Genomic DNA, 21,875 nt, shown 5'->3' with positions numbered 1-21,875 from the left:
ACGGGTATAGACTCTCTGGTTCAGAACAGTGCCAAATTATGCCGAATAGTAGATCACATTTTCGTAGCAGGAAAAGCTTGTTATGCCTTTTAAAACAAAGCGCAAGGAGAAAGGGATTTATCTGAAAGGGAAAAAGCACCAAGATGCCCTCTCCCGCAGGAGAGGGCCGATAAAAATCAAATCGCCCAGCCACCGGCATAGAATGCAACCAGCGCGACAGCAATCAGCACGGTACCCAGGTTCAGCTTGCGCCATTCACCCGAGAAGATACGGCCAATGACCAGGGAACTGAAGCCCAGCATAATGCCGGTTACGATGTTACAGGTCAGCACGATAAACACCGCACACAGCAAGCCCGCCATCGCATCAACGAAATCGTTGAAATCCAGCTTGGTTACGTTGCTCAGCATCAGCAACCCCACGTACATCAACGCAGGAGCAGTAGCATAAACCGGCACCAGATAAGACAACGGTGACAGGAACAGGATCAGCAGGAACAAGATCCCGACCACGGTAGCCGTCAGGCCCGTTTTACCGCCTGCTGCCGTCCCAGCGGCTGATTCGATATACACTGCCGCAGGAGAAGCCCCGACCAACCCGGAGAAGATGCTGCTCAGGGAATCTGACGTCAGCGCCTTGCCACCGTTGATGATCTGGCCGTCTTTATCCAGCAGGTTTGCCTGCCCGGCCACTGCACGAATGGTACCCGTCGCGTCAAATACCGCCGTCATCACCAGCGCCAGCACGCTTGGCAGCACTACGGGCTGTAAGGCCCCCATAATATCCAGGCTGAAGATCAGCGAGTTACCGTCAGCATCTGCCAGGCTAGGCATGGCGAACAGGCCTTGGTACTTCACCGCCGGGTCAAAAATCAGGCCGATCACGGAAATAGCGATAATCACCAGCAGGATGCCACCCGGCACACGCAGTTTTTCCAGGCCGAAAATCACCGCCAACCCCAGCAACGTCATCACCACCGGGAAAGAGGTGAATGCCCCCAGCGCCACCGGCAGGCCATCCAGCGGGTTTTTCACCACCAGGCCGACACCGTTAGCCGCGATCAGCAGCAGGAACAGACCAATACCAATGCCGGTGCCATGCGCAACGCCCATCGGCAGATTACGCAGGATCCAGGAACGAATGCCGGTCACGGAGATAATAGTGAACAGCACCCCCATCAGGAATACCGCGCCTAACGCGACAGGAATGCTGATGTGCTGGCCCAGTACCAGGCTAAAGGCGGTAAACGCCGTCAGGGAGATCGCACAACCAATCGCCATCGGCAGGTTGGCCCACAGCCCCATCAGCAGAGAACCCAACCCCGCCACCAAGCAAGTGGCCACAAACACGGCGGTTGGCGGAAAGCCCGCTTTGCCCAACATGCTGGGCACCACAATCACCGAATAGACCATCGCCAGAAAAGTGGTTAACCCCGCTACCACTTCCTGACGCACGTTGGTACCCCGTGCAGAAAGTTTAAAATACGCATCAAACCCGCCTTTAGGTTTCGTGGCGTGGTTCGCTTGAAAATTCGACATGTTGCTATCCCCTGTGTTTCATTGCCATCTGATATAAATATGGCTTGTTATTCCACTCATGCATGGTCATTACGAAATCGTTTCCGTCACGTTCGCTGTCATACCCTTGTTGAACGCCACAAAAGCGCCGTGTAAAAAAGCAAACGTTTAACTCTTCTTGCATAAAGTGGGTGATTGATGATGCTTTTTGCCTAACCGATCCCAAGCAAAGCCAACGGGGCTAAGGCTTGAAATGTGCAGGCACGATTTGAGGCAAACGATTATCTAGTCTTCTACGCTGTCTGATCAACTAAAGATCGCGACAATCGGCACGAAAAGGCATCGGGGTTCACCCAAGTATCTTCAACGGCCCACCCTGTTGCAGCGCCTGCTGATAGGCTGGCCGAACGTGAATGCGCTGCAGATAGCCCTGCAAGTTTGGGCAACCCTCCAGCCCACCGCGTGCCGCCATGGCCTCCAGCGGGAAACTCATCTGAATATCTGCAGCGCTGAAACGATCGCCAGCAAACCAGAGATTGTGGTTTAGATGCTGCTCCAGATAAACGCGGTGGGTGGCAATCTGTTTATCCAGATATTCCTTTTGCACCCCTTTGCCGATCGCTCCCGCCACCGGGCGAATCAGCCACGGGATCGGCGGGTGCCCCAAGCGGCTGAACACTAACTTCATCACCAGCAGCGGCATCAGCGAACCTTCGGCATAATGCAGCCAGTAACGATACTCCTGGCGGGCATGAAAATCGCTGGGCTTGAAGTGCCCCTGCACATCATAGACTTCCTGCAAATATTCAATAATTGCACCAGATTCCGCCAGCGCTAGATCGCCGTCGACAAGCACCGGTGATTTCCCCAGTGGGTGGATCTTTTTCAGTTCCGGCGGTGCCAGCATGGTAGTTTTATCACGCGCGTAGCGCTGTACCCGATAGGGGACACCTAGCTCTTCAAGGAACCACAGAATGCGCTGCGAGCGCGAACTTTCCAGGTGATGGACAACGATCATACGCTTTCTCCGCTAAATAGTTCCGTTAAAGGTAGCGGTAATCTCAACACCCCGCCAATCAGCTCCACGCACACCCCAATTAAATTCAGTTAATTTGATTAAAATAATCAAAACCCTCCGATTTTCCATCTCAGAAAGATCGCATATTATTCAACCCATCGAGAGGAACCCTCCTCTTCCCTAATAGAAAATCTGAGGACCACACCATGAAAAACATCAAAAATTTTGCTCTTATTCCGCTATTAATTGCGACTTCTTTCGCTAGCGTTGCCGCTGATCAAGTCTCCAGCCAATCGGCAGCCGATGCACAAAAAATCGGTGTCGTTTCCGCCAGTGGTGCAAGCAGTCTGAGCGCTCTGGAAGCTGAACTGGCGAGCAAAGCTGAAGCAACTGGTGCCAACTCTTATCGCATCATTTCCGCCGGTGGCCAGAACAAACTGTACGGCACCGCAGAAATCTTCAACTGATCGTCAGGCAGATAACAGACAGAAAAAAAGCCTCTCGCGAGGCTTTCTATTGGTTTGAATTGAATCGGACAAATATCAGAACGGAATATCGTCATCAAAATCCATTGGGGGTTCATTGCTGCTGGCTGGCGCACTGCTCTGTGCAGGGCGAGCCGGAGCCTGCTGGCCACCGCTGAACTGATTGCTACCCTGTGGCTGCTGAGGCTGCCCCCAACCGCCCTGCTGGCCGCCTGCTGGCTGGCCACCACCTGCCGGAGCACCGCCGCCCTGACGGCCACCCAGCATCTGCATGGTGCCACCCACGTTAACCACGATTTCGGTGGTGTATTTTTCTACGCCAGCCTGATCGGTCCATTTACGGGTCTGCAAGGAACCTTCGATATACACCTGAGAACCTTTACGCAGGTATTCACCCGCCACTTCCGCCAGCTTGCCGAACAACACCACGCGGTGCCATTCCGTTTTTTCTTTCTGCTCGCCAGTAGCCTTGTCACGCCAGCTCTCGGAGGTCGCCAGGGTAATGTTGGCAACCGCGCCACCGTTAGGCATGTAACGGACCTCTGGGTCTTGGCCCAGATTCCCGACCAGAATTACTTTGTTTACGCCTCTGCTGGCCATGTTAGATCTCCTGATGAATCATTAGGTGGATATCCCCTTATCACTTGAAGCCGCAGCCAACAACGCCGCAACTCCAACTACATCGGGTCTACAAACCACAATTTTGCATAGTCTAAACCACAAATTGTAGCATGCCACCTGCTTAGATTATACCTGCGAAGCGCCTTGCAGAATTGTCTCCGCACTCGACCTTGTTGCATACATATACTGGATATTCATTCAGGTTATTTTGTGTCATAATTATGCGTTTCGACCTGGCTGTGCCGGTTTTTTGCGCGTTACGTCACAAAATTTCCTGCAAAAGAACCCAGACAAGCACGGTGTATCATCCTGACGGGAAGTGTAAATGGACAATATTGAAGTTCGCGGTGCTCGAACCCATAATCTCAAAAACATTAACCTGATTATCCCGCGCGACAAGCTGATTGTCGTCACCGGTCTGTCGGGTTCCGGCAAGTCTTCACTGGCCTTTGATACGCTGTATGCCGAAGGGCAACGGCGTTATGTCGAATCGCTCTCTGCCTACGCACGCCAGTTTCTTTCGCTGATGGAAAAACCGGACGTCGACCATATCGAAGGCCTGTCACCGGCGATCTCGATTGAGCAGAAATCTACCTCACATAACCCGCGTTCCACCGTCGGGACCATTACTGAGATCCACGATTACCTGCGCCTGCTGTTTGCCCGCGTCGGCGAACCGCGCTGCCCGGATCATCACGTTCCGCTAGCGGCGCAGACGGTCAGCCAGATGGTGGATAACGTGCTCAACCAGCCCGAAGGTAAGCGCCTGATGCTGCTGGCACCGGTGGTGAAAGATCGTAAGGGCGAGCACACCAAGACGCTGGAAAACCTGGCGACTCAAGGTTACATCCGCGCGCGTATCGACGGCGAAGTGTGCGATCTCTCCGATCCACCGAAGCTGGAACTGCAAAAAAAGCACACCATTGAAGTGGTGGTGGATCGCTTCAAGGTGCGTGACGATCTGGCGCAGCGCCTGGCGGAGTCATTTGAAACCGCGCTGGAGCTTTCTGGTGGTACGGCAGTGGTGGCCGATATGGACGACGAACAGGCCGAAGAGCTGCTGTTCTCCGCCAACTTCGCCTGCCCGATCTGCGGTTACAGCATGCGCGAGTTGGAACCGCGCCTGTTCTCGTTCAACAACCCGGCGGGGGCCTGCCCCACCTGTGACGGGCTGGGCGTACAACAGTTCTTCGATCAGGAACGCGTGGTACAAAACCCCGAGCTTTCGCTGGCGGGTGGCGCGATCCGTGGCTGGGATCGGCGCAACTTCTATTACTTCCAGATGCTGCGCTCGCTGGCGGAGCACTATGACTTTGATGTGGAAGCACCGTTCAACAGCCTGTCTGCCAGCGTGCAAAAAGCGGTGCTCAATGGTTCTGGCAAAGAAACCATTGAATTCAAATACATTAACGATCGCGGTGACACCACCGTGCGCCGCCATCCGTTTGAAGGCGTGCTGCACAATATGGAACGCCGCTATAAAGAAACCGAATCCAGCGCGGTGCGCGAAGAGCTGGCGAAGTTTATCAGCAACCGCCCTTGTGCTTCGTGCAGCGGCACCCGCCTGCGCGAAGAAGCGCGTAACGTATTTGTGGAAGACACCACCCTGCCGCAGATCTCCGATCTCAGCATCGGCCATGCCATGACGTTCTTCCAGAATATGAAGCTGAGCGGCCAGCGTGCCAAGATCGCCGAGAAAATCTTGAAAGAGATTGGCGATCGCCTGAAGTTCCTGGTTAACGTCGGGCTGAACTACCTGTCACTTTCCCGCTCGGCAGAAACGCTGTCCGGCGGCGAAGCGCAGCGTATCCGCCTGGCCAGCCAGATCGGCGCGGGCTTGGTGGGTGTAATGTACGTGCTGGATGAGCCTTCCATCGGCCTGCATCAGCGCGATAACGAACGCCTGCTGGAAACCCTGATCCACCTGCGCAACCTGGGTAACACGGTGATTGTGGTTGAGCACGACGAAGATGCGATCCGCGCCGCCGATCACGTGATCGATATCGGCCCAGGTGCCGGTGTGCACGGCGGCCATGTGGTGGCAGAAGGCACCGTTGACGACATCATGGCCCAGCCAGAATCCCTGACCGGCCAGTTCCTCAGCGGCAAGCGCGAGATTGCGATCCCGGCGGCACGCGTACCGGCGGATCCGACCAAGGTGCTGAAGCTGAGCGGTGCGCGCGGCAACAACCTGAAAGACGTGACGCTAACGCTGCCTGTTGGGCTGTTTACCTGCATCACCGGGGTTTCCGGCTCTGGTAAATCCACGCTGATCAACGATACCCTGTTCCCGATCGCCCAGCGCCAGCTGAATGGTGCCACCATTGCCGAACCGGCCCCTTACCGCGAAGTCACCGGGCTGGAGCATTTCGACAAGGTGATCGACATCGATCAGAGCCCGATTGGCCGCACGCCGCGTTCCAACCCTGCCACCTATACCGGCATCTTTACACCGGTGCGTGAGCTGTTTGCAGGCGTGCCGGAATCGCGCACCCGTGGCTATACGCCAGGCCGCTTCAGCTTTAACGTCAAAGGCGGCCGCTGCGAAGCCTGCCAGGGCGATGGCGTGATCAAAGTTGAAATGCACTTCCTGCCGGATATCTACGTGCCTTGCGATCAATGCAGAGGCAAGCGCTACAACCGCGAAACGCTGGAAGTAAAGTACAAAGGCAAAAGCATTCACGAAGTGCTGGAAATGACCATTGAAGAAGCCCGTGATTTCTTCGATGCGGTGCCAGCGCTGGCGCGCAAGCTGCAAACGTTGATGGATGTGGGGCTGTCTTACATTCGTCTCGGCCAGTCGGCCACCACCCTTTCCGGTGGGGAAGCGCAGCGCGTGAAGCTGGCGCGTGAACTGTCGAAACGTGGCACCGGCCAGACGCTGTATATCCTCGATGAGCCCACCACCGGCCTGCACTTTGCCGACATCCAGCAGTTGCTGGCGGTGCTGCATCAGTTACGCGATCAGGGCAACACCATCGTGGTGATTGAACACAACCTGGACGTGATTAAAACGGCGGATTGGATTGTCGATCTGGGGCCGGAAGGCGGCAGCGGCGGCGGTGAGATCCTGGTTTCCGGCACACCAGAAACCGTGGCGAACTGCAAAGAATCGCACACCGCCCGCTTCCTTAAGCCCATGCTGAGTAAAAAGTGATATGAAACCGCTCCTGCATCAAGCAGGAGCGGTTTTTACTCTCAGATACCCAGCTCCTGGCGTTTCTTCTTCGATAATCCGGCCACCACCAGTTGATAGGAAATGTCGATCAACTGATAAAACTGTGAGTCCGGTAAAGCGCCGTCCAAATAAACACTGTTCCAATGCGCTTTATTCAGATAGTAACCGGGGATAATTTCCGCATGCTGCTCGCGCAACTGTTCCGCCAGCTCTATGCCACACTTTAATGAAATCACGGGCCGACCATAGGCTTCACCGATGAGCGCAAACATCTTGTCAGCAACTTTGACCCGATCGGCCTGCCAGTCACTCTGATAATCCTGTTCACTGCCCGGTTTAGTCAGGCAGTAATCCAGCAGTTGCTGTTGGTTCACGGTGATCTCCTCTGATAAAGCCCCAGTTCGCCTTCACTGCACGGCGGCAAATGCCTCAGCCACTTGGCGAACGTTATGGTGATTCAGCCCGGCTACGCACATGCGGCCGCTGTGGATCAGATAAACGCCGAACTCTTCACGCAGGCGATCGACCTGTTCCGCGCTGAAACCGGTATAGCTGAACATACCACGTTGCTCCAGCAGATAGTCAAAGTTACGCTGCGGCAACGCACTCTTCAGGGTTTCCACCAAAGCTTGACGCATCTCGAGAATACGGGTACGCATGGTTTCCACTTCCGCCAGCCACTGCGCTTTCAACTGCGCATCGTTCAGCACCTTGGCCACCACTTGCGCACCAAAGTTCGGCGGGCTGGAATAGTTGCGGCGCACGGTGGCTTTCAGTTGGCCCAGCACGCGCTCGGCGGCTTCGCTGCTTTCACACACCACCGAAAGCCCGCCGACGCGCTCACCATACAGCGAGAAGATCTTCGAGAACGAGTTGCTCACCAGGCATGGCAAGCCCGCCGACGCGATGGCGCGAATGGCGTAAGCATCCTGATCGATACCCCCACCGAACCCCTGATAGGCGATATCCAGGAACGGGATCAAATCGCGTTCGGCGATCGCTTTCACGACGTCATCCCACTGCGCAGGTGTGAGATCGGAACCGGTCGGGTTATGGCAACAAGGGTGCAGCAGCACGATGCTCTTGGCGGGCAGCTTTTTCAATGCACTCAGCATGGCATCAAATTTCACGCCGAGGCTCTCGCCGTCAAAATAGGGGTAGGTATTCACGGTGAAACCGGCACCGCTAAAGATGGCGACGTGGTTTTCCCAGGTCGGATCGCTGACCCATACCTGCGAATCGGGGAAATAGCGCTTCAGGAAATCGGCACCCACTTTCAGCGCACCGGAACCGCCCACGGTCTGAATGGTAGCAATGCGCCCTTGCTGCAGCATCGGGTGTTCAGCACCGAACAGCAGGTGCTGGATCGCGCTGCGGTAGGGTTGTAGGCCTTCCATCGGCAAATAGACCGATGCACCCTGCTCAACGCTGTTCAACTGCGCCTCTGCGGCGGCCACAGCCTGCATCTGTGGTATGATGCCCTGCTCGTTATAATAAAGGCCGATACTCAGGTTCACCTTGTGCGCACGGGGGTCTTTCTTGAATTTTTCCATCAGCGACAGGATCGGGTCACCGGCATAGGCATCAACATTCTGGAACACGGGTTGGTTCTCCTGGTTTTAGGGGGCGAGTTACAATATATACTCTTCGTCTTGCAAACTGCAGTGCAGCGCTCAGAAGCCAGCGCTTTATTTCGCCAACGGCAGTAAGCCGTTCTCTTTGATGCGATTGAGCACCACCGCCGTTTTAATCCGCGCCACGCTTTTATGCCGCGACAGCGTCTGGCTGATGAAGTCACTGAGTGCTGGCAAATCTGCCACCGCCACTTTTAATAAATAATCGGCGTCACCGGTGGTTTTATACGCGTCTAGAATCGCGTCAACGTCTTCCAGCATCTGGTGAAAGCTGTCGATCTGCTCCTGAGTGTGGGTTAGCAGGCTCACCTCAATTAGGCCCACCAGCCCAAGCCCGACCGCCTCCGGGGCCAGCCGCGCGTGATACCCTCTGATCAGCTGTTCCTGCTCCAGGCTGATACGGCGGCGCGAACATTGGGAGGCCGAAAGCCCGACCAACTCGCTCAGTTCCTGATTGGTCAAACGGCCATTGGCCTGTAACAGCGTCAGGATTTTCATATCAAAATCGTCAATGTTGTACATAACCACCTGTAAACTGTGTTAAGAAATGTTGACGTTACAGCCTATCAGTTTTTTTGGCGTTGAAACCATCGCCCCTGTCGGGTTGTGAGATACGCAGCAGCAAAGCTGACATCTTCGCTCATCAGTGGCATAAAGAACGGGTAAATTACGCAAATCAACCACAACTAACGGCTAAATAGCGCATAAAACCATTAATATAAGGATGTTTATGAAGAGAATTTTCCCCTTCGCTTTGCTGGTTGCCACCGGCTGCGCCAGCGCTCAATCGCACCTGGACAAAGTACTACAGCAAAAAACGCTCGACGTTTGCACTACCGGTGACTACAAGCCTTATACCTTCCTGAAAGAAGATGGCAGCTACGAAGGTATCGATATCGCCATGGCGGAGTCGCTGGCCAAAAGCCTGGACGCCAAAGTGAAGTGGGTGAAAACCAGTTGGAAAACCCTGATGCCTGACTTTGTTGCGGGAAAATGTGACATCGCCATGGGCGGTATCTCGGTGACGTTACCGCGCCAAAGACAGGTGTTTTTTGCCGAACGCCTGGATACCGACGGCAAAATCCCCTTGGTACGCTGTACCGACGTGAAGAAATATCGCACCCTAGAGCAGATCAACAAGGCGTCAGTACGGGTGATCGAACCCGCTGGCGGCACCAACGAAGCTTTCGTTCGTGCCTATCTGCCGAAAGCCAACCTGACGCTGTCACACGATAATATGGGGATTTTCCAGCAGTTGGTGGACCGCAAAGCCGACGTGATGATAACCGATGCCTCTGAAGCGCTGTATCAGCAGAAACACTACCCGAAACTCTGTGCCGTAAACCCGGACAAACCGATGCAGTACGGCGAGAAAGCTTACATGCTGCCGCGTGATGATATGAGCTGGAAACTGTATGTGGATCAGTGGCTGCACTTGAGCAAAGCCACCGGCGAATATCAGAAGATTATCGATCAGTGGCTGGCGGTGAAGAAGTAAGCTGACGAATGCCCCCTCACCCTAATCCTCTCCCACAGGGAGAGGGAACCGATCGATCGCGCTATCAGTCAGGAAACTTACCTGATCACGGCATTCAATCAGCCTTATTTGCAAAGGGATACAGATCGAGTCGGACTGAAAATCTAGGGATTCATCCTGAGCACCGACTATCTCATCTTAGGTTGCCAAGATTATCTGATTACTACCAAAAGAGCAGAGGCTATCAGCTCCCTCTCCCTGTGGGAGAGGGCTGGGGTGAGGGGACCTTACTCGCCGATATATTCCATCTCGACACGCTGGGTCAGTTTGGTGATCAGCTCATAGGCACTGATCCCGCTATAGGCGGCGACCCGTTCAACCGGCAGCGGGTTGCCCCACAACACCACATCGTCACCCACTTTATCTGTTGCATCCGGCCCCAGATCCACTGAGATCATATCCATTGATACGCGGCCAACGATCGGCACTTCGCGGCCATTCAGCCACACCGGTGTGCCAGAAGGAGCACTGCGCGGATAGCCGTCGCCGTATCCTATGGCGACCACGCCCAACCGGGTATCGCGTTCGCTCACCCAGACACCGCCGTACCCCACCGGTTCACCGGCTTTATGCTCGCGCACCGCAATCAGGCTGGATTTCAGCGTCATCACCGACTGAAATCCAAAGTCAGCGGCACGCGAGTTATCCATCGGCGAAGCACCGTACAGAATGATACCCGGCCGCACCCAGTCACGGTGGGCTTGAGGCCACAGCAGGATGCCACCAGACGCCGCGATCGACTTTTGCCCCGGCTTATCGTTGGCAAAGTGCTCGAAACAACGGATTTGCTTCGGTGTCGCATCCGCCTGCGGCTCATCCGCACGGCTGAAGTGGCTCATGATATTCACCGGCTGCACCACATTACGGCAGGCACACAAACGCTGATAAAACGCTTCGGCCTGCTCAGGGCGCACGCCCAAGCGATGCATGCCGGTATCCAGCTTCATCCACACCGGCACCGGGCGCGCCAATTCGGCCTGCTCCAAGGCTTCAAGTTGCTCAATGCAGTGCACGGCGGTTTCGATGTTATTCGCCACCAGCACCGGTAAATCTTCGGCACAGAAGAAGCCTTCCAGCAGCAGGATCGGTTTAACGATGCCGCCGGAACGCAGCATCAGGGCTTCACCGATGCGCGCAACGCCGTAGCAGTCGGCATCTTGCAGGGTGTGTGCTGTTTCCAGCAGGCCATGTCCATAAGCATTGGCTTTCACCACGGCAATCAGGCGGCTTTGCGGTGCCAGGCGGCGCACCTGTTGCAGATTATGGCGCAGAGCGCGGCGATCAATGACCGCAGTTGCCGCTTTCATTGCAATTCCTTAGCTGGTTATTCGTCATCGTATTGCGGCCCTGCGTAGTTATCAAAACGCGACCACTGACCGTTAAAAGTAAGGCGCACGGTGCCAATCGGGCCGTTACGCTGCTTACCCAGAATAATTTCAGCAACCCCTTTCAGATCGCTGTTCTCGTGATAAACCTCATCACGGTAGATAAACATAATCAGGTCGGCATCCTGTTCGATAGAGCCGGATTCACGCAGATCCGAGTTAACCGGGCGTTTATCGGCACGCTGCTCCAGGCTACGGTTCAACTGCGACAGCGCCACCACCGGCACCTGCAGCTCTTTCGCCAGCGCTTTCAGCGAACGGGAGATTTCGGCAATTTCCAGCGTACGGTTATCAGACAATGCCGGTACGCGCATCAGCTGCAGGTAGTCGATCATGATCAGGCTTAGCCCATCATGCTCACGGAAGACACGGCGCGCGCGGGAGCGCACTTCGGTAGGCGTCAGGCCGGAGGAGTCATCGATATACATGTTGCGCTTCTCCAGCAAAATCCCCATGGTGCTGGAAATTCGCGCCCAGTCTTCGTCGTCGAGCTGGCCGGTACGGATGCGGGTCTGATCCACACGCGACAGCGAAGCCAGCATACGCATCATGATCTGGTTACCGGGCATTTCAAGGCTGAAGATCAGCACCGGCTTGTCCTGCATCATCGCGGCGTTTTCACACAGGTTCATCGCAAAAGTGGTTTTCCCCATCGACGGACGGGCTGCGACGATGATCAGATCCGACTTCTGCAGGCCAGCGGTTTTCTTGTCCAGATCGCCATAACCGGTGGACACCCCGGTGACACCATCATGTGGCCGCTGATAGAGTTGCTCGATACGGGCGACGGTATCTTCCAGAATGCGTTCAATGCCTTTCGGGCCTTCGTCTTTGCTGGCGCGGTTTTCCGCGATCTGGAAGACGCGGGACTCAGCCAGATCGAGCAGCTCCTCGCTGCTGCGCCCTTGTGGATCGTAGCCCGCGTCGGCGATCTCGTTAGCCACCGAGATCATCTCACGCACCACGGCACGTTCGCGCACGATGTCAGCATAAGCGCCGATGTTGGCGGCACTTGGCGTGTTTTTTGATAATTCAGCCAGATACGCGAAGCCGCCGACCGACTCCAGTTCCCCCTTCTGTTCCAGCGATTCAGACAGGGTGATCAGGTCGATAGGCCGGCTCATTTCCAGCAGGCGCTGCATCTCGGTGAAAATCAGGCGGTGCGGACGGCTGAAGAAATCGTTTGCAACCACGCGTTCCGCCACGTTGTCCCAGCGTTCGTTATCCAGCATCAAACCGCCCAACACGGACTGTTCTGCCTCCAGCGAATGCGGTGGCATCTTCAGCCCTTCCATCTGGCGATCTCTGGGTTCGTTCGCGAATGTTTTGTTGGTTGGTTTTTTTCCTGCCATGAAGCGTATTCTTTATCCGGTGGCGAATGGAAGATCCTGACGCGAGAGTATACGTGATTTTTATCCATGATTCTTGCGCCATCACCATGGCAAAAAAGGATTAATCAGCATCGTACAGGCTAGATAGCCGAGACAAGAAAGCGTAGGGTGGAATCAGACATCTAGACGAGGTAATAACATGGCCAAACGCATCCAATTCTCCGCCACCGGCGGCCCGGAAGTGCTGCAATATGTTGATTTTACGCCTGTCGATCCGGCAGCCGGCGAAGTCCAGATTGAGAACAAAGCTATCGGTATCAATTTTATTGATACTTACGTGCGCAGCGGTTTGTATCCAACGGCGAGCTTGCCGAGCGGCCTGGGCACTGAAGCGGCCGGGGTGGTGATTAAAGTCGGGGCTGGCGTCACCGCGCTGAAGCCGGGCGATCGCGTAGTGTATGCGCAGTCTCCGCTCGGGGCCTACAGCGAAATCCACAACGTTCCGCTGGAAAAGCTGGCGATCCTGCCGGATAACCTGAGCTTTGAGCTAGGTGCCGCCGCCTTCCTGAAAGGCCTGACCGTACATTATCTGCTGCGCCAGACCTATGAGATCAAGCCCGGTGAAGTGTTCCTGTTCCATGCCGCCGCCGGTGGCGTTGGGCTGATCGCCTGCCAGTGGGCCAAAGCTTTAGGAGCCAAGCTGATCGGCAGCGTGGGATCGGATGAAAAAGCCGAGCTGGCCAAGCGCGCCGGTGCCTGGGCAACCATCAACTATCGGCGGGAAAACATCGCCCAGCGGGTAGCGGAACTGACCAATGGTGAGAAAGTCGCCGTGGTATACGATTCGGTGGGTAAAAGCACCTGGCAGGATTCGCTGAACAGCCTGAAACGCCGTGGGCTGATGGTCAGCTTCGGTAACGCTTCCGGCCCGGTTACCGGTGTCGATCTGGGGCTGTTGAACCAGAAAGGTTCACTGTATGTCACCCGCCCCTCGCTTTACGGCTACATCACCAACCGCCAGGAATTGCAGTTTGCCAGTAACGAACTGTTCTCGCTGATCGGCAGTGGTGCGATCAAGGTCGAGGTGAAGCAAGAGCAGAAATTCGCGCTGGCGGATGCGCAAACGGCACACCAAGTGCTGGAAAGCGGTAAAACCAGCGGTTCCAGCCTGTTGATTCCTGGGCTTTAAACCAAAAGAAAAGGGTTCCTTGCGGAACCCTTTCTCATTACTGCGTTTTGTAGGGGTAGAGCAGAGCCCACAAGAAACATGGGGGTTGCTTAAGCAACGCTATTATTGTTTCTCGCGGTGATGAAATCATCGGCATCACTACTGCGGAAGGCATCCTAACAGCCCCTAAAAGTAAAAAACATGCTTAACGTGCCACATTCGTTTTTAAAACATCAAGGTGTGATCTCTGCCGCATTAGGCAAGCAAACTGTTGCCTGATTTTCAATGTGACTGACTGATAAATCAGCAAAAAATTAATAACGGCGTATCTGTGGTTTCTGCATTGAACGGTATATCCATACGCCGATCACCGCCAAAATCAGCCACGGCAGCAGTTTAATCACCATGGCGAACAATCCCCCCAGCAGCATAAAGGCCGCAGCTACGAACAGCGCAGCGATCACCCCCAACAGGGAAATACCGGTCACCAGCAGCATGACCACAAAACCGATAATGAAGAAAAGTTCTAACATGGGTTGCTCCTTGGCAAAACAATGTGTCTATCCCCGTCATACTTCAAGTTGCAGGTGCGTTGGCTTTCCTCGCTCACCCCAGTCACTTACTGGTGTAAGCTCCTGGGGCTTCTCTGCGTCGCCGTCTTCCTGCAACTCGAATTATTTAGGGTATACGTTGTTATTTACAAAAAGCATGCCAACTTGGCGGGAAACTTAACTGATTGAAATACAGTGAAATGAGCGCCACGGCTTATGACGCTCTTGGTCAAAAAAACCAATTTTTGGTCAGATTGTTTAATTATTATGCCACTTCGGTACGTGGTGCACGCACCAGTTGCAACGCCTGCTCGACTACCCGTGCATCAGCACCCGGCTTGTGGGCGTTTTCACTCAGATGACGACGCCACTGGCGCGCGCCCGGTACGCCCTGGAACAGGCCCAGAATATGGCGGGTGATATGGCCAAGATAAGTCCCGTTGGCCAGCTCACGTTCGATGTACGGATACAGCGATTCGATAATCTCCACGCTGCTGAGCACCTTCGCCGCAGAGCCGAAGATTTCGCTGTCGACACGCGTCAGAATACCAGGGTTCTGGTATGCCTCGCGGCCCATCATCACGCCATCCAGATGCTGCAAATGCTGTTGCGCTTCTTCCAGCGTTTTCACCCCACCGTTGATCGCGATGGTCAACTGCGGGAAATCGCGTTTTAACTGATAGACACGCGGATAATCCAGCGGCGGCACTTCGCGGTTCTCTTTCGGGCTCAGCCCGGAAAGCCAGGCTTTACGCGCATGAATGGTGAACATATCGCATTCACCGCGCCCGGCAACCGTGCCGATAAAGTCGCACAGAAAGGCATAGCTGTCCTGATCGTCGATGCCGATACGGGTTTTCACCGTCACCGGAATGGATACCGCATCACGCATCGCCTTAATGCAATCAGCCACCAGCGTCGCCTGCCCCATCAGACACGCGCCAAACATCCCGTTCTGCACCCGATCCGACGGGCAACCAACGTTGAGGTTGATCTCATCATAACCGCGCTGCTCCGCCAGCCTGGCACAGTGTGCCAGTGCCGCCGGATCGCTGCCGCCCAGTTGTAACGCCACCGGATGCTCTTCTTCGCTGTAGGCCAGATAGTCGCCTTTACCATGGATGATCGCACCGGTGGTCACCATTTCGGTGTACAGCAGCGTTTCCTTGCTCAACAGGCGATGAAAGTAACGGCAATGACGATCGGTCCAGTCGAGCATTGGCGCGATGGAGAAGCGATTGGCGGCGTATTGAGAGGCGTGATTATCTGTCGTCATGCTGAATTACTGGCTACCTGAAATGTCTGGAGTTCAACAACCGGCAGTCTGTGCCAGTGTCGCAAACGGCTATTATAACGGCAATCGGCGGTCTTGGGAAAACTGCCTAAAAAGAAATGAATAAATCGGCGTTCACAAGTGTTCTCTACTCAATGGCGTAACACAGAACGCCTTATCCCACCGAGGAACACACCATGAACCGTTTCATCAAAAACCTGTTGCTACCTGCCATCGCCAGCACCCTGTTGTTTTCTGGTTTTACCCATGCCATGGGGGACAATAGCCAGAGCACGCCAACCTGCCCGAAAGGCCAAATATACGACAGTAAAACCAAAACCTGCACGGTAGAAAAGAGCAGCAAGCTCAGCGACAGCGACCGGGCTAACTACGCTTATGCGCTGGCAAAAAGTGGCCGCTATCAGGAAGCATTGGACGTTCTCAACACGCTACAAGATCCCAACACCGCCGTAGCGCTGAATTATCGCGGCTATGCCACCCGTAAACTCGGCCGCACCGATGAAGGCATCAGCTATTATTTAAAATCAGTGGCACTGGATCCGAACTACCCGAAAGTCCGCGAATATCTGGGTGAAGCCTACATGATCAAAGGCCGTCCGGACCTGGCCAAACAGCAGTTGACGGTAATCAAATCACTGTGCGGAACCGGATGTGAAGAGTATCGCGATCTGGCCGCGGCTATCGACCATCATCCTGAGTCATGAGGTTGCACCTCGGAGGCAGCTATCAGCAACGACGCGATTCGCAACGAGATCGGGCAATATCTTTCCCGCCTGTGGCGCTATGGCCTGGTGCTTTGCCACAGGCGGGATATTGCCGACGATTTGGTTCAGGCCACCTGTGTGCGGGCGCTCGAGCGTGCCGCACAGTTTAGCGCGGGTACGCGTATGGATCGCTGGCTGTTCTCTATTCTGCACTCTATCTGGCTCAATGAAGTTCGGGCGCAGCATATTCGTCAGGGGCAAGGCTTTGTCGACGCAGAGGAACTTGCTGACTCAGCGAGCAACGACGATCCTATCTGGACCAATCAGGTGATGCAGCGCGTGAACCGGCTACCGGAAGCGCAGCGTAATGCGGTCTTTCTGGTGTACGTGGAAGATCTGCCCTACCGGGAAGCGGCCGAGGTGCTTGGTGTGCCGCTCGGCACCATCATGAGCCGCCTGGCTACCGCCCGCCTGAGGCTGGCGAACGACAGTGCCTTGCAGGACATACCGGCGCGGTCGACAGGAGAAAAATCTTGAGCGCTCATCACGATGTTGACGAACTGCTGGTCGCTTATCTGGATGATCAACTGGAGCGCTCACAGCGACATGATCTGGAGCAACGCCTCACCAGAGATCCAGAACTGGCGGCTCGCCTGGCCTTTCTGGCTGGCAGCAACCTGCCGTTCAAAACCGCTTTCCAGCCACTGCTCGACGAAGCGCCGGTGCAACGGCTACAGGCGGGCCTGCAAACGCTCTTACGGCCTGCTCCACCCAGGATCACCCGCCGCAGGCTGATGGCAGCAGCCATTGGCTTTCTGGCGTTAGGGGTAGCAGGCGATCGCCTCTTCCTGCAGCTCAACCAGCCGGAAGAGAACTGGCGCAGCCTGGTGGCACAGTATATGGCGCTGTATACGCCAGAAACGCTGGCTGGTAATCCCCCTTCCCCGCAAGAACTGGCCGCTCAACTGCAATATGCTGGCGAGCAGCTCAGTATCACTTTGCTGCCGCAGCAGTTGGTATTAACGGGAGCAACGCTGAAGAATGCGCGAATACTGGCTTACGACGGCAAGCGCATCGCGCAGCTAACCTATATTGATGGGCAATATGGGCCGCTGGCCTTGTGCATCATTCAGCAACCTGGCGAAGCATCAGCAGAAAGTGAACGGCGTATGGGGATGAATCTGGTGTACTGGTCTGATAACAGCCATAGCTTTATGCTGATTGGCCATAATCCTCCCCAACAGATGAACGCGCTTGCCACCCAATTGCGGCAAGCGTTGGCAAGCTGAAGCCGCTATTCCAGTGCGCGGATCACCCGGCACGGTTGCCCCAGCGCCAATACGTTGGCCGGAATATCTCCGGTGACCACGCTACCTGCGCCAATGGTGGTGCCATCACCAATGGTCACACCCGGCAGGATCACCACGTTCCCGCCGATCCAGACGTTGCAGCCGATCGTCACCGGCTTGGCCGAGGTTTTAAACGGAAAAGCAGGATTACCGCTAAAGCGCTCGCTGGCCTTGAGCGGATGGCTTGGCGTGTAGATTTGCACATTCGGGCCGATCAGCGTGTTATCACCAATGGTAATGGTGTTGCAGTCGAGAAATACCGCATTAACGTTGATAAAGCAGTTTTTACCGATGCTGATATGCTGGCCATAGTCACACCAGAACGGCAATTCGATCCAGCTTTCATCCCCCCAGGCAGCAAACAGTTCACGCAACAGGTTTTTCTTCTCTGCAGCCTGATGGGAGTCCAGGGCCGCCAGCCGTTTGGTCAGGCCGCGCGCCCGGTGATACAGGGCAATCAACTCTTCATCACGGCTGTTATAGATCTCGCCACGCAGCAATTTTTCTCTTTCTGTCATGTTAAAGCTCCCGATAAAAGCGTTCCTGCTGCGCGTTATACCGCTACCTCATGCCAAAACCTACCCCAGAATTCACTCGTTCGAACAGAACGGCAAGAAATCGTGAGCGGTTTCTCATTTTAAATATTCGCTTCAACCCTAGGCTGCCGATTAACACCGCATTATGTGGATAAATGGCACAACCCTCGGCGATTCTGCTGAAACATGTTAAAATCAGCTTCTTTGCGTACCGGGATATTTGCCATGAACTCAACCAACCAGCAAAAGCTGCTCGCGCAGGCTGAACAAATCTGTCAGCAACGCAACGTGCGACTCACCCCGCAACGGCTGGAAGTGTTACGCCTGATGGCAGAGCAACCCGGTGCAATCAGCGCTTACGATCTGCTCGATCTGCTGCGCGTCGCCGAACCTCAGGCTAAGCCGCCCACGGTATACCGAGCGTTGGATTTTTTGCTGGAACAAGGTTTTATCCACCGTGTCGAATCGGCCAACAGCTATGTGCTGTGCCATCACTTTGAACAGCCCATGCACACCTCTGCGCTGTTTATTTGCGATCGCTGTGGGCAAGTGACCGAGCGCACAACGGAAGGTGTGGAAGAAACGCTGCAGAAACTGGCAACAGAATCAGGATTTGCGCTGCGCCATAGCGTGGTTGAAGCACACGGCCTGTGTTCGGCCTGCGTTGAGGTAGAAGCCTGTGAAAATAAGCACGATTGCGATCATGACCACAGTATCGCAATCAAGAAGAAATAAGTGCGGTAACCATGCAGCCCCCTAGCGCCACGTTCCCCCGCTCTCAAACGTTATGGCTTGATGGAAACCAGGTCCCCCGCAGGCGGTGGCTGTGCCAGATCCACCCTAATGCCGCTCCACGCAAGGCCAGAAACACCATCAGAGCCAACCATAAGCCGTGATTACCCAGCATCGGCAAGGTGAATAACGTCAGCCCATAACCGGCGGCGGCCACCGCCATACTATTACGCATTTCTGCCCCACGAGTCGCACCAATAAACATGCCGTCCAGCAGATAACACCACACGCCCACCAACGGCAGCACCACTTGCCAGGGCAGGTATTGGTTTGCCAGCGCACGCAGCTCCGGTAGCGAGGTTAAGGCCGCCACAATCAGCTGCCCGCTCACCCCATAAACCACGGCAAAAGCGAGCGCCACCAGGCAAGCTTGCCTGCAAGCCGCACGCCATACGTTATGCAGTTGGCGATCGTCCCGTGCGCCATAAGCATGGCCAGAATGCGCCTCGACGGCATAGGCAAAACCATCAAGCGCGTAAGCGGTGAAGGTCAGCAGATTCATCAGCACCGCGTTAACCGCCACCACTTCACTGCCCATACGCGCACCAAGAATGGTTAACGAGGCAAAACACAGCTGCAGTAATAACGAACGCAGCATAATGTCGCGATTAAGCGCCAGCAAACGGCGCAGATTACCGCGCCAGGCCCGACGCAACATCGCCAGCGAAATCCCGCGTATTCTCAGCACCCGCCACGATAGCCACAGGCCCAGCACCAGCGTGACATACTCGGCAACCGCCGTGGCTGCCGCCGCGCCCTGCACATTCCAGCCCAATCCCATCACCAGCCAGATATCCAGCACAATATTCAGCAGGTTACCGACGATCAGCAAAATCACTGGGGCCCGCACATACTGCACGCCCAATAACCAGCCAAGCAGCACCATGTTAGCCAGTGCCGCCGGTGCACTCAGCCAGCGGATCTCCAAAAACAACCGCGCCTGCGCCAAGACGGCCTTGTCGCCCCCGACAATCTGCAACGCCAATATGATCAATGGCTCACGCAGCAGCACAATCACCAATCCGGCCACCAGCGCCAGCAACAGAGGTTGCATCAAGGCCTTGGCCAGCCGTTGCGGATCCTGAGCGCCCAGCGCCTGCGCTGCCAGCCCGGTGGTGCTCATACGCAGGAACAGCAACATCATGAACAGGAAACTGGTCGCCATGGAGCCCACGGCAACCCCGCCGAGATAGGTCGGGCTATCAAGATGGCCGATAACGGCAGTATCCACCAGGCCAAGCAAGGGAACGGTGATATTGGAGAAGATCATCGGCAACGCCAGGCGCCACAAGGCTTTATCGGTATCGCTGGTAAAAGCAGAGATCAGGCGCATAGTGAAATGTTCCCGTAGCCGTGCGGTGATGGGCGTTTAGAAAAGATATCGCCCCAGAGCTGGAGCGATGTAGATATACCCTTCATACTTCAAGTTGCTTGGGTGTTGACTGCCTTCACTCACCCCAGTCACTTACTTGAGTAAGCTCCTGGGGATTCATTCAGTTGCCGCCTACAAGCAACTTGAATTATTTTGGGTATATAGAGTATCAATCAGAACAATAACGTTTAGATCCAGTCACCGTTGCGGATTACGCCCACGGCTAAACCTTCAATGGTGAAATTCTGTTGGCGCAGATCGACCACGATCGGCTGGAAATCGCTGTTTTCCGGCAGCAGCTCAACCACGTTACCGTGTTTTTTCAGGCGCTTGACCGTGACTTCATCTTCGATACGTGCCACCACGACCTGGCCATTACGCACGTCCTGGGTTTTATGCACCGCCAGCAGATCGCCGTCAAGAATACCGATATCACGCATCGACATGCCGTTAACACGCAGCAGAAAATCAGCGTTAGGCTTGAACAAGGAGGGATCGACCTTGTAATGCCCTTCAATATGTTGCTCGGCCAGCAAAGGTTCACCGGCGGCCACGCGGCCGATCAGAGGTAACCCTTCTTCATCTTCCATCAGCAAGCGGATACCGCGCGAAGCACCGGAGACAATCTCGATCACCCCTTTGCGGGCCAGCGCTTTCAAATGCTCTTCCGCAGCATTAGGCGAACGAAATCCCAGACGCATGGCGATCTCGGCACGTGTTGGTGGCATGCCCGTTTGCGCAATATGATCGCGAATCAGGTCGTAGACCTCTTGCTGCCTGGTAGTTAGTGCTTTCATTCCGCCCCCTGTTTGTTTATACAGTCTTGCTGTGAGTATATACAGGTAAGCCGGGATTGGGAACCGAAGAATAAATAAAAATCAGGGATTAGCGAAGCAGTTCGCAACATTACGCCCCTTTTCAACTGAAATGCTGCCACAGCACCGAGCCCCAGACGAGCAGCGCCAGCACAATCGTCAGTGAGACCGCCGCCGACCCCATGTCTTTTGCCCGGCCCGAGAGTTCATGGTAATCCGTTCCCACCCGATCGACGACGGCCTCAATGGCGCTGTTGAGGAGTTCGATAATCATCACCAGCAGGACCGAACCGATCAATAAAATGCGTGCTATCGCACCCACATCCAGCCAAATCGCCAGTATGATGGCCACCACGGCCGCAACCGATTCCTGGCGGAATGCGGCTTCGTTCTGCCAGGCCGCGGTTAAGCCTTTGTATGAATAGCCTGCCGCTTTGATAATGCGTGCCAGGCCGGTTGCTTTATTTGCCATATTAAAGACACCTTTCTCAAAGGTAATATACCCATAGTCTTTCAAGCCGCAGCCTAGCGGCAACTTGCAATCCATAGGGTATAATTTAACTATATGTTTCCAGAGGTCCCCGCGCC

At 55.1% G+C, this 21,875-nt stretch carries 22 protein-coding genes; 8 read left to right on the top strand and 14 right to left on the bottom strand.

The window, feature by feature from the left end:
- Window positions 1-176: 176 nt before the first annotated feature.
- Both BMI79_RS08655 and BMI79_RS08650 read right to left on the bottom strand, forming a co-directional pair.
- Window positions 177-1,538, bottom strand: coding sequence for an NCS2 family permease (locus BMI79_RS08655; RefSeq protein ID WP_076941749.1), 1,362 nt, complete (start codon window positions 1,536-1,538; stop codon window positions 177-179).
- 328 nt (window positions 1,539-1,866) lie between these two features.
- Complete coding sequence (locus tag BMI79_RS08650; RefSeq protein WP_076941748.1) at window positions 1,867-2,535, bottom strand: glutathione S-transferase family protein; 669 nt, start codon at window positions 2,533-2,535, stop codon at window positions 1,867-1,869.
- Between the two features lie 206 nt (window positions 2,536-2,741).
- Between BMI79_RS08650 and bhsA the strand changes: the two genes are divergently transcribed.
- Window positions 2,742-3,002, top strand: coding sequence for a multiple stress resistance protein BhsA (gene bhsA / locus BMI79_RS08645; protein WP_076941747.1), 261 nt, complete (start codon window positions 2,742-2,744; stop codon window positions 3,000-3,002).
- Window positions 3,003-3,077: 75 nt separating this feature from the next.
- On the opposite strand, the gene ssb1 is transcribed toward bhsA, so the two are convergent.
- The gene (gene ssb1 / locus BMI79_RS08640; RefSeq protein WP_076941746.1) at window positions 3,078-3,620 is read right to left on the bottom strand and encodes a single-stranded DNA-binding protein SSB1; all 543 of its coding nucleotides are present in this window, start codon (window positions 3,618-3,620) and stop codon (window positions 3,078-3,080) included.
- A 346-nt stretch (window positions 3,621-3,966) separates the two neighbouring features.
- Between ssb1 and uvrA the strand changes: the two genes are divergently transcribed.
- The gene (gene uvrA / locus BMI79_RS08635; RefSeq protein WP_076941745.1) at window positions 3,967-6,798 is read left to right on the top strand and encodes an excinuclease ABC subunit UvrA; all 2,832 of its coding nucleotides are present in this window, start codon (window positions 3,967-3,969) and stop codon (window positions 6,796-6,798) included.
- Between the two features lie 41 nt (window positions 6,799-6,839).
- Here uvrA and BMI79_RS08630 read toward each other — a convergent pair whose 3' ends face one another.
- From BMI79_RS08630 to BMI79_RS08620, 3 genes are all read right to left on the bottom strand, one after another.
- Window positions 6,840-7,193 carry an MmcQ/YjbR family DNA-binding protein gene (locus BMI79_RS08630; protein WP_076941744.1) on the bottom strand — a complete coding sequence of 118 codons (354 nt, stop codon included), beginning with the start codon at window positions 7,191-7,193 and terminating at the stop codon, window positions 6,840-6,842.
- Window positions 7,194-7,226: 33 nt separating this feature from the next.
- A complete protein-coding gene (locus BMI79_RS08625) occupies window positions 7,227-8,420 on the bottom strand; it encodes an amino acid aminotransferase (protein WP_076941743.1) in 1,194 nt (397 codons plus the stop codon).
- Window positions 8,421-8,507: 87 nt separating this feature from the next.
- Window positions 8,508-8,975, bottom strand: coding sequence for an Lrp/AsnC family transcriptional regulator (locus tag BMI79_RS08620; protein WP_076941742.1), 468 nt, complete (start codon window positions 8,973-8,975; stop codon window positions 8,508-8,510).
- Window positions 8,976-9,183: 208 nt separating this feature from the next.
- Here BMI79_RS08620 and BMI79_RS08615 point away from each other — a divergent pair, with 208 nt between their 5' ends.
- The gene (locus BMI79_RS08615; protein ID WP_076941741.1) at window positions 9,184-9,951 is read left to right on the top strand and encodes a transporter substrate-binding domain-containing protein; all 768 of its coding nucleotides are present in this window, start codon (window positions 9,184-9,186) and stop codon (window positions 9,949-9,951) included.
- 266 nt (window positions 9,952-10,217) lie between these two features.
- Here the strand turns inward: BMI79_RS08615 and alr are convergent, their stop codons facing one another.
- Window positions 10,218-11,297 carry an alanine racemase gene (gene alr / locus BMI79_RS08610; protein ID WP_076941740.1) on the bottom strand — a complete coding sequence of 360 codons (1,080 nt, stop codon included), beginning with the start codon at window positions 11,295-11,297 and terminating at the stop codon, window positions 10,218-10,220.
- 17 nt (window positions 11,298-11,314) lie between these two features.
- The gene (gene dnaB, locus BMI79_RS08605) at window positions 11,315-12,727 is read right to left on the bottom strand and encodes a replicative DNA helicase (RefSeq protein ID WP_076941739.1); all 1,413 of its coding nucleotides are present in this window, start codon (window positions 12,725-12,727) and stop codon (window positions 11,315-11,317) included.
- A 178-nt stretch (window positions 12,728-12,905) separates the two neighbouring features.
- Between dnaB and BMI79_RS08600 the strand changes: the two genes are divergently transcribed.
- The gene (locus tag BMI79_RS08600) at window positions 12,906-13,895 is read left to right on the top strand and encodes a quinone oxidoreductase (RefSeq protein WP_076941738.1); all 990 of its coding nucleotides are present in this window, start codon (window positions 12,906-12,908) and stop codon (window positions 13,893-13,895) included.
- Window positions 13,896-14,188: 293 nt separating this feature from the next.
- On the opposite strand, the gene pspG is transcribed toward BMI79_RS08600, so the two are convergent.
- Window positions 14,189-14,407: an envelope stress response protein PspG gene (gene pspG / locus BMI79_RS08595; RefSeq protein WP_037403994.1), complete on the bottom strand. Its 219-nt coding sequence runs from the start codon at window positions 14,405-14,407 to the stop codon at window positions 14,189-14,191.
- A gap of 283 nt (window positions 14,408-14,690) precedes the next feature.
- The gene (gene dusA, locus BMI79_RS08585; protein WP_076941736.1) at window positions 14,691-15,701 is read right to left on the bottom strand and encodes a tRNA dihydrouridine(20/20a) synthase DusA; all 1,011 of its coding nucleotides are present in this window, start codon (window positions 15,699-15,701) and stop codon (window positions 14,691-14,693) included.
- 194 nt (window positions 15,702-15,895) lie between these two features.
- Here dusA and BMI79_RS08580 point away from each other — a divergent pair, with 194 nt between their 5' ends.
- The 3 genes from BMI79_RS08580 to BMI79_RS08570 are packed head-to-tail and all read left to right on the top strand — an operon-like array spanning window position 15,896 to window position 17,712.
- Window positions 15,896-16,423, top strand: coding sequence for a tetratricopeptide repeat protein (locus tag BMI79_RS08580; protein WP_076941735.1), 528 nt, complete (start codon window positions 15,896-15,898; stop codon window positions 16,421-16,423).
- Window positions 16,424-16,459: 36 nt separating this feature from the next.
- On the top strand, window positions 16,460-16,960 hold the full coding sequence (locus BMI79_RS08575; protein WP_279626663.1) for an RNA polymerase sigma factor: 501 nt from the start codon (window positions 16,460-16,462) through the stop codon (window positions 16,958-16,960).
- Entirely contained in the window at window positions 16,957-17,712 is a 756-nt protein-coding gene (locus BMI79_RS08570; RefSeq protein WP_076941733.1) for an anti-sigma factor family protein, read from the top strand. The genes BMI79_RS08575 and BMI79_RS08570 overlap by 4 nt, the downstream gene beginning before the upstream one ends.
- 5 nt (window positions 17,713-17,717) lie before the next feature.
- On the opposite strand, the gene BMI79_RS08565 is transcribed toward BMI79_RS08570, so the two are convergent.
- Entirely contained in the window at window positions 17,718-18,290 is a 573-nt protein-coding gene (locus tag BMI79_RS08565) for a sugar O-acetyltransferase (RefSeq protein WP_076941732.1), read from the bottom strand.
- 243 nt (window positions 18,291-18,533) lie between these two features.
- Between BMI79_RS08565 and zur the strand changes: the two genes are divergently transcribed.
- Complete coding sequence (gene zur, locus BMI79_RS08560; RefSeq protein WP_076942054.1) at window positions 18,534-19,043, top strand: zinc uptake transcriptional repressor Zur; 510 nt, start codon at window positions 18,534-18,536, stop codon at window positions 19,041-19,043.
- 43 nt (window positions 19,044-19,086) lie between these two features.
- Here zur and dinF read toward each other — a convergent pair whose 3' ends face one another.
- The 3 genes from dinF to BMI79_RS08540 form a co-directional block, all read right to left on the bottom strand.
- Window positions 19,087-20,433 (bottom strand): MATE family efflux transporter DinF, encoded by a 1,347-nt coding sequence (dinF, locus tag BMI79_RS08555; protein ID WP_076941731.1) that lies wholly within the window; start codon window positions 20,431-20,433, stop codon window positions 19,087-19,089.
- Window positions 20,434-20,660: 227 nt separating this feature from the next.
- Entirely contained in the window at window positions 20,661-21,269 is a 609-nt protein-coding gene (gene lexA / locus BMI79_RS08545; protein ID WP_076941730.1) for a transcriptional repressor LexA, read from the bottom strand.
- Window positions 21,270-21,390: 121 nt separating this feature from the next.
- Window positions 21,391-21,759, bottom strand: a complete 369-nt coding sequence (locus tag BMI79_RS08540) for a diacylglycerol kinase (RefSeq protein ID WP_076942053.1) — start codon at window positions 21,757-21,759, stop codon at window positions 21,391-21,393.
- Window positions 21,760-21,875: the final 116 nt, after the last annotated feature.

It is taken from the genome of Serratia oryzae (assembly GCF_001976145.1).
In the GTDB taxonomy this organism is placed as follows: Bacteria; Pseudomonadota; Gammaproteobacteria; order Enterobacterales; family Enterobacteriaceae; genus Chania; species Chania oryzae.
This window is presented reverse-complemented; position numbering and strand designations above follow the sequence as displayed.